The organism is Kitasatospora putterlickiae (assembly GCF_039527695.1).
Classification (GTDB): Bacteria; Actinomycetota; Actinomycetes; order Streptomycetales; family Streptomycetaceae; genus Kitasatospora; species Kitasatospora putterlickiae.
This window is the reverse complement of sequence record NZ_BAAAKJ010000186.1, coordinates 60,725-78,047: the sequence shown is the minus strand read 5'-3', so window position 1 is coordinate 78,047 and position 17,323 is coordinate 60,725. Positions and strand designations below refer to the sequence as shown.

Annotated in this window: 2 protein-coding genes; both read right to left on the bottom strand. The window is 73.5% G+C overall.

The window, feature by feature from the left end; genetic code table 11:
• Nucleotides 1–12: 12 nt before the first annotated feature.
• Nucleotides 13–10,623 (bottom strand): SDR family NAD(P)-dependent oxidoreductase, encoded by a 10,611-nt coding sequence (locus ABD308_RS18800; RefSeq protein ID WP_344335959.1) that lies wholly within the window; start codon nucleotides 10,621–10,623, stop codon nucleotides 13–15.
• Entirely contained in the window at nucleotides 10,620–17,105 is a 6,486-nt protein-coding gene (locus tag ABD308_RS18795; RefSeq protein WP_344335958.1) for an SDR family NAD(P)-dependent oxidoreductase, read from the bottom strand. The genes ABD308_RS18800 and ABD308_RS18795 overlap by 4 nt, the downstream gene beginning before the upstream one ends.
• Nucleotides 17,106–17,323: the final 218 nt, after the last annotated feature.

Sequence of the window (17,323 nt, the reverse complement as noted above, 5' to 3'; positions counted from 1 at the left end):
CAGCGCCCCCTGTCACGCTTCGCCGAACTCGGCGTCGATCATTTGGAAGACCTCGTCCATCGTGGTGGCCGCCTCGATCCGCTCGGCCGTGCTTTCCGCCTGTCCGTCGTCGTCGGCGACGACGGACAGCAGGCGGCGCAGTCGCTCGGCCACGTGGCGCCGATCGGTGTCGGCGACCGTGACGAGCATGTCTTCCAGCTTCGTCAGTTCCTTGTCGATGGGTGCTTCGGCCGGCGCATCGCCGTCGCCGAACTCGGCGAGCAGGAGTCGCGCGACCTCGGCGGGCGTCGGGTGGTCGAACACCAGCGTCGCGGGCAGGCGCATGCTCGTCGCCTGGGTGAGCCGGTTGCGCAGGTCGACGGCGCCGAGCGAGTCGAAGCCCATCTCCTGGAAGGCCCGGTCGGGCTCGATGGAGGCGGGCCCCGCGTGGCCGAGGACGGCCGCCACATGGGTGCGCACCAGGTCGAGGACGGCGTCCGCCCGGTCGGCGACGGCTACTCCCGCCAGCCGGTCCCGCAGCGACACCGTCGAGGCGTCCACCCGCCGGGCCGGGGCGGGTGCCAGCGCGCGCAGCACGGCCGGTAGCGCCCCGTCGCGGGCCTGCGCCCGCAGGACGGCCGTGTCCAGCAGGGCGGGCGCGAGCAGGGCCGCGTCCGAGGCGAGCGCCCGGTCGAACAGGCCGAGGCCCAGCTCGGCCGTCAACGGCTTGGCGCCCATCCGCTCCAGGCGGACCAGCTCCGCCTCGCCCAACTGGGCGGCCATGCCGCCGGCCCCGGACCAGAGGCCCCAGGCGAGCGAGGTCGCCGGCACACCGGCGGCCCGGCGGGAGGCGGCCAGCGCGTCCAGGGCGGAGTTCGCGGCGGCGTAGTTGCCCTGACCGGGGCTGCCGATCAGCGCCGCCACCGACGAGAACAGCACGAACGCGGAGAGCTTCGCCTCGACCGTCAACTCGTGCAGGTGCCAGGCCGCGTCCAGCTTCGGACGCATCACCCGCTCGACCTGCTCGGGCGACAGCGTCTCGATCGTGCCGTCGTCCAGCACACCGGCCGCGTGCACGACCGCCGTCAGCGGACGCTCCGCCTGGGCTAGGGCGGCAGCCAGTTCGTCGCGATCCGCGACATCGCAGGCGACGACCTTCGCCGAAGCACCCAGCGCCGCCAGCTCCGCCATCAACTCGGCCGCGCCTTCGGCCGCCGGACCACGCCGGCTCAGCAGCAACAGGTGCCGCACACCGTGCGTGGTCACCAGGTGGCGGGCGAACAGCGCACCCAGACCACCCGTACCACCGGTGACCACCACCGTGCCCTCGGCGTCGAAGTCCACCGCCGACCCACCGGCCGTACCGGATCGTTCGAGCCTCGGCGCCAGCAGCTTGCCGCCACGCAGCGCCAACTGCGGCTCGTCCGACCCCAACACCGCACCCCAGTCGACCACTTCACCATCGGTGTCCACCAGCACGAACCGACCCGGGTGCTCCGACTGAGCACTGCGCACCAGACCCCACACCGCCGCCTGCGCGACGTCCGCCGCCTCACCGGCGACCGACACCGCACCACGGGTGACCAGCGCCAGCCTGGCCTCGCCCGACCAGTCGTCGGCCAGCCACTGCCGGACCGTGTCCAGTGCCCGGGTCACGGCCTCGCGGGCCGCCTCCGCCGGGTCGCCGTCCGGGGTCTCCACGGCCACGGCCACAAGCTGCGGCACCTCGTCACCCTCGACGAGGGCCTTTCCGAGCGCGGCCAGGTCGGTGAACCGCTTCGCCGGACCGTCCACCGCGCCGACCGCCGCGACCCGGAGGTCCGGCGCCCCGGGGCCCGCCGGCACGGACGCCCAGTCCAGCGCGTAGAGGTGGCGCTCGCCGTCCCGCCGGGCCGCCTCCAGGTGCGCCTGCTCCACCGGGCGAACGTCCAGCCGTCGCAGGCAGGCCAGCGGCAGACCGTCCTCGCTCGCGATGTCGAGTTGCAGCGAGGTCGGGTCCGGCAGCGTGATCCGCACCCGGATCCGGGTCAGGCCGAAGCGCTCCAGCTGCACCCCGGACCAGGAGAACGGCAGGCCGCTCGGGTTGCCCTCACCCATGTCGAGCATGCCGAGCCCGCCGTGCAGGGAGGAGTCGAACATCGCCGGGTGAATGGCGAACCCGTCGGCCGAACCGGCCTCCTCGGGCAGTGCCAGCTCGGCGAACACCTCGCCGTCCCGGCGCCAGGCGGTCTGCACGGCGCGGAACGCCGGGCCGTAGTCGAAGCCCGCGTCGGTCAGGTGAGCGTTCTTGTTCAGCATCGAGTACAGCTCGGACACCGCCAGGGGTTCGGCGTCCGCCGGCGGCCACGGGACGGGCAGCTGCGGCAGCGGCTCCGCGTTCGCGGAGATCCAGCCGCGGGCGTGGCAGGTCAGCTCGCCGGCCTCGTTCTCACCGGCCTCGACCCGGGAGAAGAGCGCGAACTCGCGCCGGCTGTCGGAATCGGCCGGACCGACCGTGATCCGGATCTGCCGGGTGAGGTCGTCCTCCAGCACCAGGGGCGCGGCGATGACCATCTCGTCCACGACCTCGCAGCCCAGCCTGCGGCCGATGGTCAGCGCCATCTCGACCATCGCGGTACCCGGCACCAGGACGATCCCGAACACCTGGTGGTCCCGGGTCCACGGCTGACTCTCCTGGGAGATGCGGCCGGTGAACACCCACTCGTCGCGGTCGCCGACCTGCACGGCCGCCGCCAGGATCGGGTGCCGCATCCGGTCCAGACCGGCCGTCGCGACGTCACCGGCGCCGGCCTTCGGCGAGAGCCAGTAGTTCTCGCGCTGGAAGGCGTAGGTCGGCAGGTCGACGCGCTGAGCGCCGGTGCCCGCGTAGAGGGCCTCCCAGTCCACGGTGACGCCGGCCGTGTGGGCGTGCCCGAGGAACGCGGCGAAGGTCTCCGGCTCGTCGCGCTTGGCGCGCAGAGCGGGAACGAACGCGACCTCGGTGTCCTCGTCGATGCACTGGCGGGCCATGGCGGTGAGCACCGCGTCCGGACCCAGCTCCAGGAACCGGCGAACACCCCGCTCCCAGAGGGTGTTGACGCCATCGGCGAAACGCACCGCCTGACGGACGTGCCGCACCCAGTACTCGGCGTCGAACTCCTCCACCACCGCACCGGTGACGTTCGAGACCACCGGAATCGTCGGCGCGGTGTACGTCAACTTATCCGCCACCAGACGGAATTCGTCCAGCATCGGCTCCATGCGCGGCGAGTGGAACGCGTGCGAGACCCGCAGACGCGTCGTCTTGCGACCCTCGACCCTCGGCAGCCACTCCTCGGCGGCGTCCTCGTCACCCGAAACCACCAGCGCGGTGGGCGCGTTGACCGCGGCGATCTCCAGCCGTCCCTCGAACCCGGCCAGCGACTCGGCGACCTCCACCTCACCCGCCTGCACCGCGACCATCACGCCACCGGACGGCAACGCGCCCATCAACCGGCCACGCGCGACCACGAGTTCGGCCGCGTCCGCGAGCGAGAGCACACCCGCGACATGCGCGGCCGCGATCTCACCCACCGAATGCCCCACCAGGAAGTCCGCCCGAACCCCCAGCGACTCCACCAGACGGAACAACGCCACCTCGACCGCGAACAACGCCGCCTGCGTGAACTCCGTGGCATTCAGGTCATCACCGCCGGCCGCGATCAACTCCCGCACCGAACGGCCCAGACGCGCATCCAGCTCCGCGCAGACCTCGGCCAGCGCCCGCTCGAACACCGGGAACGCCCCGGCCAGCTCCAGGCCCATCCCACCACGCTGCGAACCCTGCCCCGTGAACAGGAACGCCGACCTGCCCGCCACGGCAGGCTCACCCGACGCCACCCCGGCCAGACCGGACAGCAGGCCGTCCCGGTCCGAAGCCACCAGCACCGCACGCCGCTCCAGCAGCGCACGCGAAGCCACCAGCGAGAACGCCACATCGCCGACCGACAGCTCCGGCCGCGCCACCAGGTGCGACCGCAGCCGCTCCACCTGCGCCACCAGCGCCGCATCCGTCCGCGCCGACAACACCACCGGCAGTGGCGCGACCGGCGAGGTCCGCTTCTCCGCCACCGGCTCCTCCGCCGGAGCCTCCTCCACGATCAGATGCGCGTTCGTCCCGCTCACACCGAACGACGACACCGCGGCACGACGCGGACGCCCCTCGACGGACCGCCACTCCCGTGCCTCCGTCAGCAGCCGGACCTCACCCGACTCCCAGTCCACGTGCGGAGACGGCGCATCCACATGAAGGGTGGCGGGCAGCACACCGTGCCGCATCGCCATCACCATCTTGATCACACCCGCCACACCCGCCGCCGCCGACGTGTGACCGATGTTCGACTTGATCGAGCCGAGCCACAGCGGCTCGTCCCCGGCCCGCTCACGCCCGTACGTCGCGAGCAGCCCCTGGGCCTCGATCGGGTCACCCAGCCTGGTCCCCGTGCCATGACCTTCGACCGCGTCCACATCGGCCGGCGACAGACCAGCGTTCGCCAGCGCCGCCCGGATCACCCGCTCCTGCGACGGCCCGTTCGGAGCCGTCAGACCGTTCGACGCACCGTCCTGGTTCACCGCACTGCCCCGGATCACGCCGAGGATCTTCCGCCCGTTGCGCCGCGCGTCCGACAGCCGCTCCAGCACGACCAGGCCGGCGCCCTCGGAGAAGCCGGTCCCGTCCGCCGAAGCCGAGTACGCCTTGCAGCGTCCGTCCGGCGACACCGCCCGTTGGCGGCTGAACTCGGTCAGCAGGTAGGGGCCGGCGAGCAGGGTCACGCCACCGACCAGCGCCAGCGAGCACTCGCCCGAGCGCAACGCCTGCCCGGCCATGTGCAGGGCGACGGCGGAGGAGGAGCAGGCGGTGTCGACGGACACCGCCGGGCCTTCGAGTCCGAGCGTGTAGGCGATGCGGCCGGACACGACGCTGGTCGTGGTTCCGGTGAGGCGGTAGCCCTCCAGCTCTCCGGAGGACATGCCGCCGTAGTCGGTGGTGACAACCCCGGCGAACACGCCGGTGTCGCTGCCACGCAGGCTCGTCGGGTCGATGCCGGCGTGCTCGATGGCCTCCCACGAGGTCTCCAGCAGCAGGCGCTGCTGCGGGTCCATCGCCAGCGCCTCGCGCGGGCTGATCCCGAAGAAGTCGGCGTCGAACTCGCCGATCCGCTCCAGGAAGGCGCCGCCCCGCATGTTGATCTTCCCGGGCTGGTCCGGGTCGGGATCGTAGATGTCCCGGTCCCAGCCGCGGTCGGTGGGCAGTCCGCCCACCGCATCGCGGCCGGCGGCGACCAGCTGCCACAGCTCCTCGGGCGAGGTCACCCCGCCCGCGTACCGGCAGCTCATGCCGACGATCGCCAGCGGCTCGTTCGCCGCGGGCCGCTTGGGCCGGGCGACGGGCTTCGACGCCTCCGCGAGGCCGCCGACCTCGGTGAGGACCAGTCGCGCGACGGCGGCCGGGGTGGGGTGGTCGAAGATCAGCGTGGCCGGCAGCCGGACGCCGGTCGACTGGGTGAGCCGGTTGCGCAGGTCGACGGCGCTCAGCGAGTCGAACCCGAGGTCCTTGAAAGCGCGTTCGGTGTCGATGGCGGCGGCCGAGGCGTGGCCGAGGACGGCCGCGACCTGCTCCCGGACCGCTTCCAGGACGATCCGCTCGCGTTCGGACTGCTCGACGCCGACGAGGCGCTGGGCGAGCGCACCGCCGGTCGCGGCACGCCGGGCGGCAACGGGCGCCAGGCCGCGCAGCAGCGCGGGCAGCAGACCGGCCCGTGCCTGCGTGCGCAGAGCAGCCGGGTCGAGTTGGACGGGTGCCAGCAGAGCGGCCCCGGAGCGGAGCGCCAGGTCGAACAGGTCGAACCCGCGTTCCTGGGACAGCGCGCCGACGCCGGTACGCTCCAGACGGGCCAGGTCGGCCTCATCGAGCTGACCGGCCATGCCGCCGGCCTCGGACCACAGGCCCCAGGCGAGCGAGGTCGCCGGCAGGCCGGCGGCCCGACGGGACGCGGCCAGCGCGTCCAGGGCGGAGTTCGCGGCGGCGTAGTTGCCCTGACCAGGGCTGCCGATCAGCGCCGCCACCGACGAGAACAGCACGAACGCGGACAGGTCCGCCCCGGCGGTCAGCTCGTGCAGGTGCCAGGCCGCGTCCAGCTTCGGACGCATCACCCGCTCGACCTGCTCGGGCGACAGCGACTCGATCGTGCCGTCGTCCAGCACACCGGCCGCGTGCACGACCGCCGTCAGCGGACGCTCGACCGAGGCGAGGGCGGCGGCCAACTGCTCACGGTCCGCGACGTCACACGCGACGACCCGCGCCTCGCAACCCAAGCCCTTGAGCTCGCCCACCAGTTCGGCGACGCCTTCGGCCGCCGGGCCGCTCCGGCTCAGCAGCAACAGGTGCCGCACACCGTACGCGGCCGCCAGGCGGCGGGCGAACAGCGCCCCCAGACCACCCGTACCACCGGTGACCACCACCGTGCCCTCGGCGTCGAACTCCACCGCCGGCCCACCGGCCGCACCGGATCGTTCGAGCCTCGGCGCCAGCACCTTGCCGGCGCGCACCGCGAGCTGCGGCTCGTCCGCGCCGAGCACCGCGCCCCAGTCCGGCTCCTCACCGTCCAGATCCACCAGCACGAAACGACCGGGGTGCTCGGACTGGGCGCTCCTCAGCAGACCCCAGACCGCCGCCTGCGCCGCATCCGGCGCCTCACCCCCGACCGACACCGCACCCCGAGTGGTCACCACAAGCCGGGACTCACCCAGCCACTCACTCGCCAACCACCCCTGCACCAGGCCCAGCGCCTCGGCGACGGCCTCACGGGCCGCACCGGCCGGGTCCCCGTCAGGGGCGGAGATCGCGGCGAGCACCGCGTGCGGCGCCTGGGCGCCGCCGGCGAGTGCCTGCTCCAGCGCGGCCAGCTCCGGGTGGGTCTCCCCCGCACCGATCCGGACGACGTCCGCGACAGCCGCAGGGCCGACTGCCGAGACCGGCGTCCAGTCCACCGTGTACAGCGACTGCCGCGCATCCCCGCCCGCACTGTCGATGCGGGACTGCTCGACCGGGCGCACGATGAGGGAGCGCACGGACACCACCGGCGTCCCGTCCGTGTCCACGGCGTCCAGCCGCAGCGAGGTGCCGCCGGTCATGGTGGAACGGACCCGCAACCGCGTGGCGCCACTGCCGCCGAGCTGCACGCCGTTCCAGCTGAACGGCATGAGGTGAGCGCCGGCGCCGTTCTCGGTGAGCAGGATGACGCCGCTCTGCAGCGCCGAGTCGAAGAGCGCCGGGTGGATGCCGAAGCCCTCCTGCCCTTCGGAAAGAGCGACCTCGGCGTAGGTCTCGTCGCCATCGCGCCAGACGGCCTCGACACCGTGGAAGAGCGGGCCGTAGTCGTAGCCGATGTCGGCGAGGCGCGCGTACAGGTCCTCGACCGGAATCGGCTCGGCGTCCTGCGGCGGCCACTGCTCCGACCACTGGGCGACGGGCGCGGCATCGGCGCCCAGGATGCCCCGTGCATGGCAGGTGGCCTCGGCCTCCCCGGCACTGTCCTCCGGCCGCGAGTAGATCGCCACGTCCCGGCGGCCGTCCGGGCCGGCCGCCGCGACGGCGATCTGCAGCCGGCGGGTGACGCCCTCCTGGACGAGCAGCGGCGACTCCAGCACCAGCTCGTCCAGCACCGGCACACCCACCCGGCGACCGGCGGCGATGGCCAGCTCGACCAGCGCCACGCCGGGCACGACCATGGTGCCGAGCAGCAGGTGCTCGGTGACCCAGGGCTGACTCTCGGTGGAGACCCGACCGGTGAACACCCACTCGTCGCGGTCACCCACCTGCACGGCGGCCGCGATCATCGGGTGCTCGATGCCCAGGAGCCCTGCTGCCGTGACGTCACCGACAGCGGAGCCGGGGGTCAGCCAGAACCGCTCGCGCTGGAAGGCGTAGGTCGGCAGGTCGACGCGCTGGGCGTCGGTGCCCGCGTAGAAGGCCTCCCAGTCCACGGTGACGCCGGCCGTGTGGGCGTGCCCGAGGAACGCGGCGAAGGTCTCCCGCTCGCCCTGCTTCGCGCGCAGGGCCGGGACGAAGACCGCCTCCGCGTCCTCGTCGACGCACTGGCGGGCCATCGCGGTGAGCACCGCGTCCGGACCGAGTTCCAGGAACCGGCGAACACCCCGCTCCCAGAGGGTGTTGACGCCATCGGCGAAACGCACCGCCTGGCGGACGTGCCGCACCCAGTACTCGGCGTCGAACTCCTCCACCACCGTGCCGGTGACGTTCGAGACCACTGGAATCGTGGGCGCGGCGTACGTCAACTTCTCCGCCACCAGACGGAATTCGTCCAGCATCGGCTCCATGCGGGGCGAGTGGAACGCATGCGAGACCCGCAGGCGCGTCGTCTTGCGACCCTCGACCCTCGCCAGCCACTCCTCTGCGGCGTCCTCGTCACCCGAAACCACCACCGCCAACGGACCGTTGACCGCCGCGATCTCCAGCCGTCCCTCGAAGCCGGCCAGCGACTCGGCGACCTCCACCTCACCCGCCTGCACCGCGACCATCACGCCACCGGACGGCAACGCGCCCATCAACCGGCCACGCGCGACCACAAGTTCGGCCGCGTCCGCGAGCGAGAGCACACCCGCGACATGCGCGGCCGCGATCTCACCCACCGAATGCCCCACCAGGAAGTCCGCCCGCAGGCCCAACGACTCCACCAGACGGAACAACGCCACCTCGACCGCGAACAACGCCGCCTGCGTGAACTCCGTGGCATTCAGGTCATCGCCGCCGGCCGCGATCAACTCCCGCACCGAACGGCCCAGACGCGCATCCAGCTCCGCGCAGACCTCGGCCAGCGCCCGCTCGAACACCGGGAACGCCCCGGCCAGCTCCAGGCCCATCCCACCGCGCTGCGAGCCCTGCCCCGTGAACAGGAAGGCGGACTTGCCTCCAACACCTGATTCACCCGACGCCACTCGGGACAGCCGCTCCACGAGCTCGCCCCGGTCCGAGGCCACCACGACCGCACGCCGCTCCAGCAGCGCACGCGAAGCAACCGACGAGAACGCCACATCGCCGACCGACAGCTCCGGCCGCGCCACCAGGTGCGACCGCAGCCGCTCCACCTGCTCCCGCAGCGCCGCATCCGTCCGCGCCGACAACACCACCGGCACCACACCCGCAGGCCGAACGACCTCGGGCGCCTCCGAAGACTCCTCCGCAGACTCCTCCGCCGGAGCCTCCTCCACGATCAGATGCGCGTTCGTCCCGCTCACACCGAACGACGACACACCCGCCCGACGCGGACGCTCACCCGCCGGCCACGGACGCGCCTCCGTCAGCAGCTCGACCCGCCCGGAGTCCCACTCCACGTGCGGAGACGGCTCGTCCACGTGCAGCGTGGCGGGCAGCACACCGTGCCGCATCGCCATCACCATCTTGATCACACCCGCCACACCCGCCGCCGCCGACGTGTGACCGATGTTCGACTTCACCGACCCCAGCCACAGCGGCTCGTCCCCGGCCCGCTCACGCCCGTAGGTGGCCAGCAGCGCGTGCGCCTCGATCGGGTCACCCAGCTTGGTGCCCGTCCCGTGCCCCTCGACGGCGTCGACCTCCGCCGCCGACAGGCCGGCACTGGCCAGCGCCTGCCGGATCACCCGCTCCTGCGACGGCCCGCTCGGCGCCGTCAGACCGTTGCTCGCGCCGTCCTGGTTCACCGCACTGCCCCGGACCAGCCCCAGGATGCGCCGCCCGTTGCGCCGCGCGTCCGACAGCCGCTCCAGCACGACCAGTCCGACGCCGTCCGAGAACCCGGTCCCGTCCGCCGCCGACGCGTACGCCTTGCAGCGCCCGTCCGGCGCGAGGCCGCGCTGACGGCTGAACTCCACGAACAGGAACGGCCCCGCCAGCACCGTCACACCGCCGGCGAGCGCCAGCGAGCACTCGCCCGAGCGCAGCGCGTTCACCGCCAGGTGCATCGCCACCAGCGACGACGAGCACGCCGTGTCGACGGACACCGCCGGTCCCTCCAGGCCCAGCGAGTACGCGACGCGTCCCGACATCACGCTGCTCTGGGTGCCGGTGACCCGGAAACCCTCCAGCTCCGGCAGCGTGGAGGGACCGTAGTCCGACGACACGGTCCCGGCGAACACACCGGTGTCGCTGCCCCGCAGCGAGGCCGGGTCGATGCCCGCGTCCTCCAGCGCCTCCCACGCCGACTCCAGTGTGAGCCGCTGCGTCGGGTCCATGGCCAGCGCCTCGCGCGGGCTGATCCCGAAGAAGTCCGCGTCGAACGTGGTCGCGGTGTCCACGAACCCGCCCTCGACGGCGTAGGCGCTGCCCGGCCGCTCGGGGTCCTCGTCGTAGAGCTTCTCCAGGTCCCAGCCGCGGTCCGTCGGGAACGGGCCCATGCCGTCCCGGCCCTCGGCAACCAGCTGCCACAGCTCCTCGGGCGAGGTCACCCCGCCCGCGTACCGGCAGCTCATGCCGACGATCGCGATCGGCTCGACGTCGCGCTGCTCCAGCTCGCGCACCCGCCGCTTGGTGGTGTGCAGTTCGCTGGTGACGCGCTTCAGGTAGGTGCGGAGCTTCTGCTCGTCGCTCATCTGTCCGGTCCGGCGGTCGTCGTTCTTCCCGGTCATGCGGATCCGAGCTCCTTGTCGATGAGGTCGAACATGTCGCTGTCAGAGACGAAGTCGAGGTCGTCCGCGAAGGTGTCGTCCGCCTCGGCGGCCTCGGTGCCGGTGGCGGTCAGCAGGGCGAGGAGCCGGTTGCTCAGCGAGCGCAGGCGCGGTTCGGCGCCGGCGAGTTGCGTCTCGTGGCCGGAGACGGCGATCAGCAGGGCTTCGAGCCGTTGCAGTTCCTGGTCGAGCGGGGAAGGCTGATCCGCGCCGCCCGTCCCGCCGACCAGCGACAGGATCAGCCGGGCGGCCTCGATCGGGGTGGGGTGGTCGAAGACCAGCGTGGCGGGCAGCCGGATGCCGGCGACCTGGCTCAGCCGGTTGCGCAGTTCGACGGCCGCGAGCGAGTCGAAGCCCAGCTCCTTGAAGGCCCGCTCGGGTTCGACCGCGGCCGGCGAGGCGTGGCCGAGCACCGAGGCCACCTGGGTGCGCACCAGGTCCAGCACGACCTGCTCGCGGTCGGCCTCCGGCACGCCGGCGAGCCGCCGTTCCAGGGAGCGCGCGGTGTCGGCGCGGCGGGCGGGGGCCCGGACGAGCCCGCGCAGCAGGGCGGGCAGCAGCCCGGCCCTGGCCTGGGCGCGCAGCGCGGTCGGGTCCAGGCGGACGGGGGCGAGCACCGCGGCCTCCGCCCCGAGGGCCTGGTCGAACAGTTCCAGGCCGAGTGCGTTGGAGATCGCGCCGATGCCGGTGCGTTCCATGCGGACGAGGTCGGCTTCGTCGAGTTCGCCGGTCATCCCGGTGGAGTCGGACCACAGGCCCCACGCGAGCGAGACGGCGGGCAGACCGGCTGCCCGGCGGAAGGCGGCGAGCGCGTCGACGGCGGCGTTGGCGGCGGCGTAGTTGGCCTGGCCGGCGTTGCCGAGGAGGCCGGCGGCGGAGGAGAACAGCACGAACGCCGACAGGTCCATCCGGGCGGTCAGTTCGTGCAGGTGCCAGGCGGCGTCGAGCTTGGGCTTCATGACCAGCCCGATCCGCTCGGGCGACAGGGACTCGATGACGCCGTCCGCGAGCACACCGGCGGTGTGCACCACGGCGGTCAGCGGCCGCTCCAGCGAGCCGATCATCGAGCCGAGTTGCTCCCGGTCGGTGACGTCGCAGGCGGCGACGCGAGCCGAGGCGCCGAGTGCCTCCAGCTCCGCCACCAACGCGGCGGCGCCTTCGGCCGCCGGGCCGCGCCGGCTGGCCAGCAGCAGGTGCCGCACGCCGTACCGGGTGACGAGGTGCCGGGCGAACAGCGCGCCCAGACCACCCGTACCGCCGGTGATCAGCACGGTGCCCTCGGGGTCGAGGGGCGCCGGCACGGTCAGCACGACCTTGCCGGTGTTGCGCCCCTCGCGCAGGTAGCGGAAGGCGTCCTGGCCGCGGCGCACGTCCCAGGAGCGGATCGGTGAGGGGGTGAGCACGCCACGCGCGAACAGTTCGGCGATCTCGACGAGCATCTGCTGGATGCGCTCCGGCCCGGCGGCGGTGACCAGGTCGTACGAGCGGTAGCGCACGCCGGCGTGCTGCCGGGCGACGGCCTCCGGGTCGCGCAGGTCGGTCTTGCCCATCTCCAGGAAGCGGCCGCCGCGCGGCAGCAGCTCCAGCGAGGCGTCGACGAACTCGCCGGCCAGGGAGTTGAGCACCACGTCGACGCCCGCGCCGCCGGTGGCCTGCCGGAAGGCGTCGCGGAAGCCGAGGTCGCGGGAGTTGGCGATCCGCTCGACGGGCACGTCCAGCGCTCGGACGGCGTCCCACTTGGCAGGGCTGGCGGTGGCGAACACCTCGGCCCCGAGGTGGTGGGCGAGTTGGATGGCGGCCATGCCGACACCGCCGGCGGCCGCGTGGACCAGCAGCTTCTCACCGGGCCGCAGGTCGGCGAGGTCGACCAGGCCGTAGTAGGCGGTCAGGTGGACGACGGGGATGGCGGCGGCCTCGGCGAAGGTGAGTCCGGCCGGCACGGGGGCCACGGTCCGCCGGTCGGCGACGGCGAGCGGGCCGAAGGCGTCCGTCACCAGGCCGAAGACGCGGTCGCCGGGCTTCAGGTCGGTCACGTCCGCGCCGACTTCGAGCACCACGCCGGCCGCCTCGCTGCCGAGCGGCGCCTCACCGGGGTACATGCCGAGGGCGATCAGCACGTCGCGGAAGTTGAGGCCCGCGGCGCGCACGGAGATCCGGACCTCGCCGACGCCCAGCGCGCGGGCACCGTCCGAGGGCAGGATCGTCAGGTTCTCCAGCGAGCCCTTCTCGGTGCTGCCGAGCCGCCAGGCGTGCCCGGCCGGGCCGGCGACGACGCGGTCGAGCCGGGGCGAGAGCAGCGCACCGCCGCGCACCGCCAGCTGCGGCTCGTCGAGGTCCGCCAGGGTGCTCCAGTCCGGCCCGGCCGCACCGTCGGTGTCGACCAGGACGAACCGGCCGGGGTGCTCGGCCTGCGCGCTGCGCAGCAGGCCCCAGGCGGGCGCCTGGGCGAGGTCCACGGACTCCGCGCCGACGGCGACCGCGTTCCGGGTCACCGCGACCAGCTTCGCCTCGCCCAGCCACTCACTGGCGAGCCAGAGCTGGGCCATCGCGAGGGTGCGCTCGGCGACCAGGGTGGCGCCGCGCGCCGGGTCGTCGGCATCGGGAGCGTCGACCGCGGCGAGTACCAGGTCCGGCCCGTCGGCCCCGCCTTCCAGTGCCTTCTCCAGCGCGGCCAGGTCGGCGAAGCGCTCTCCGGGTGCGTCGAGCTCGCCGAGGACGACGACCCGGACCCGGGAGGACGGGGTGCCGGTGACCGGAGTCCACTCCAACTGGAACAGGTCGTTCTGCTCGCCCCGGGCACGCAGCCGCGCCGGGTCGACCGGGCGCACGGCGAGGCTGTCGACGGCGACGACCGGCTCGCCGTTCTCGTCCGCGACCTCGACCCGGAACGCGGACTCTCCCGCACCGGTGACGCGCACCCTGGCCCGGGTGACGGCCGGGCGCCCGACCCGCACGCCGGACCAGGAGAACGGCAGGTCGGGGGTGGAGCCGGCGTCCTTGTCGAGCATGCTGACGTGCAGCGCGGAGTCGAACAGCGCCGGGTGGACGGCGAATCCGTCGACGGCGGTGCCGTCGGGCAGCGCCACCTCGGCGTACACCTCGGAGCCGCTGCGCCACACCGACTGCACTCCCTGGAAGAGCCGGCCGTAGTCGAGCCCGAGGTCGGCCAGCCGCTCGTACAGGGCGTCGGCGTTGAGCTCGACGGCGGCGACCGGCGGCCACAGGGCGGGGAAGGGCGCCACGGGCCCGGCCTCGGCGGCGAGCCGGCCGCGGGCGTGCCGGACGGAGTCGCGGGTGCCGTCCGGGCCGGTCCCGGCCTCGGGGAGGGAGTGGATGGCGAGTTCGCGGCGCCCGTCCTCCCCCGGCGCGCCGATCGTGACCTTGACATGCCGGGCGGCGCCCTCGTCGAGGGTCAGCGGCGCCTCGAAGACGAGTTCGTCGAGGAGTTCGCAGCCGAGGTGCCGGGCGGCGGCGAGGACGAGTTCGACCAGCGCGGCACCCGGGACGACCACCACGCCGAGGACGACGTGGTCGCGCACCCACGGCTGGGACTCGGTCGAGAACCGGCCGGTGAACACCCACTCGTCGCGGTCGCCGACCTGCACGGCCGCCGCGAGGACGGGGTGCTTGATCCGGTCCAGCCCGGCCGCCGCGACGTCACCGCCCTGCGCGGACGGCGTCAGCCAGTACTTCTCCCGCTGGAAGGCGTAGGTCGGCAGCTCGACGCGCTGCGGCTCGGTGCCGGCGAACACGGCGTCCCAGTCGACCTTCACCCCGGCGACGTGGGCCTCCCCCAGCGACTGGAGGAAGCGTGCCAGGTCGCCCTCGTCGCGGCGCAGCGAGCCGACGGCGCTCACCCGCCCGCTCGCCTCCGCCGCCTCGGCGGTGTCCTCCACCGCCATGGTCAGCACGGGGTGGGGCGACATCTCCAGGAAGCAGCCCGTGCCCTTGTCGATCAGCGCGCGGACGGCCGGCTCGAAGCCGACCTGGCCGCGCAGGTTGCGGTACCAGTACCCGGCGTCCATCACCGTGGTGTCGATGAACCCGCCGAGCGCCGTGGAGTAGAACGGCACCCGGCCGGCGGTCGGCTCGACCTCGGCGAGCGCCTTCAGGAGGTCGGCCTCGATGGCCTCGACCTGCGGGGAGTGCGAGGCGTAGTCGACCTTGACCTTGCGGGCCCGCACGCCGTCGCGCTCGCAGGCCTCGAACACCTCGTCCAGCGCGGCCGGTTCGCCCGCGACGACCACCGCGGCGGGACCGTTCACCGCCGCCACCGACAGCCGGCCCGCGTACGGCTCCAGCAACTCCTCGACCCGCGCCACCGGCAGCGCCACCGACATCATGCCGCCCAGACCCGCCAGCCGGTCACGCACCAACCGGCTGCGCACCGCCACGATCCGGGCCGCGTCACGCAGCGACAGCCCGCCCGCGACATACGCCGCCGCGATCTCGCCCTGCGAGTGACCGACGACCGCCGCGGGCTCGACCCCGTACGAACGCCACAACGCCGCCAGACCCGCCATCACCGCGAACAACGCCGGCTGGACCACGTCCACCCGCTCCAACGTCGGCGCCCCCTCGACGCCGCGCAGCACGTCCTCCAACTTCCAGTCCACGAACTCCGCGAGCGCCGCACCGCAATCGGCGATCTCCGCCGCGAACACCGGCGAGGAATCCAACAACCCCACCGCCATCCCCACCCACTGCGCCCCCTGCCCCGGGAACACGAACACCGGCTTCACGGCCGATCCCCCGGCCTGGCCCTCGACCACGTTCGCGGCCGGCTCCGCCGCGCTGAGGTCGCTCAGGCCGGTCAGCAGGGCACCCCGGTCGGTGGCCACGACCACGGCGCGGTGGTCGAGGTGGGCGCGCATGGTGGCCCGGGTGAATCCGATGTCGAGGTGGTCCAGCTCCGGGCGGGCGATCATGTGGGCGCGCAGCCGGTCGGCCTGCTCGCGCAGCGCCGCCTCGCTGCGTGCCGAGAGCGGCACGAGCACCGGCGGCCGCGCGCCGCCCGTCCGCGCCGGCGCGTCCGCGTCGGCCTCCGCGGCCGGGGCCTCCTCCAGGATCACGTGCGCGTTGGTGCCGCTGACACCGAACGAGGACACGCCGGCGCGGCGCGGTCGCCCCTCGGCGACCGGCCAGTCCCGGGCCTCGGTCAGCAGGGCGACCTCGCCGGACGACCAGTCGACGTGCGGGGAGGGCGCGTCCACGTGCAGGGTCGGCGGGAGCGTGCCGTGCCGCATCGCCATGACCATCTTGATCACGCCCGCGACGCCGGCGGCGGCCTGGGTGTGGCCGAAGTTCGACTTGATCGAGCCGAGCCAGAGCGGCCCGTTCTCGCGGTTCTGGCCGTAGGTGGCGAGCAGCGCCTCAGCCTCGATCGGGTCGCCCAGCGGCGTGCCCGTGCCGTGGCCCTCAACCGCGTCGACGTCGGCGGGGGACAGCCCGGCGCTGGCGAGCGCCTGCCGGATCACCCGCTCCTGCGACGGCCCGTTGGGCGCGGTGAGTCCGTTGCTGGCACCGTCCTGGTTCACCGCACTGCCCCGGACCAGGCCCAGGATGCGCCGCCCGTTGCGCTGGGCGTCCGACAGCCGCTCCAGCAGCAGCAGGCCCATGCCCTCGGCCCAGCCGACGCCGTCCGCGCCCGCCGCGTAGGCCTTGCAGCGCCCGTCCGGCGAGAGGGCGCGCTGGCGGCTGAACTCCACGAAGGCGCTGGGCCGGGCCAGCGTGGTCGCGCCGCCGACCAGGGCGAGCGAGCACTCCTGGTTGCGCAGGGCCTTGGCGGCCAGGTCGATCGCCACGAGGGAGGAGGAGCAGACCGTGTCCACGGTGACGGCCGGGCCCTCGAAGCCGAAGGTGTAGCTGATCCGGCCGGAGGCGACGCTGGGCGAGGAGGCGATGGAGAGGTAGCCCTCGATCTCCGGCCGGCGGTCGCTCTGCCCGGCGACGAACTGGTAGTCCGAGAACATGAGGCCGCAGAAGACGCCGGTGTCACTGCCCTTGAGGGTCAGCGGGTCGACGCCCGCGTCCTCGAACGCCTCCCAGGCGCCTTCGAGCAGCAGACGCTGCTGCGGGTCCATGGCGAGCGCCTCGCGCGGGCTGATGCCGAAGAAGTCCGCGTCGAACTCGGCCATGCCGGGGAGGAAGCCGCCGTGCCGGGTGTAGGCGGTGCCGGGGTGGTCCGGGTCCGGGTCGTAGAGGTTGTCCAGGTCCCAGCCGCGGTCGCCGGGGAACTCCGAGATCCCCGTCCGGCCCTCGGCGACCAGCGACCACAGGTCCTCGGGCGAGGCCACCCCGCCGGGGAAGCGGCAGCTCATCCCGACGATCGCCAACGGCTCGCCCGCGCGGTCGAGCAGCTGCTGGTTCTGCCGCCGAAGACGCTCGGTCTCCTTCAGCGACTTGCGCAGGGCTCCGACGACGTCGGCCTTTTCGAGCGCCATGCTGTTTCCCCCACCCTCGGACTCATACCGTCGACCACGTGGTCGATTGGTAGATCCAGCGGTGGCTGATCCAGATACAGCCATTCTCGAAATTTTTCCCGCCTCAGGTGTAGCCGTCGCGGGGCCTGGGCATCCTGACTTCTTGTCATGTCCCAAAGCAAGAGGAACCCGGCCGTCCACTCCGGCCGGCGGTCCGGCTCCGCGCACGCGAGGGGCCC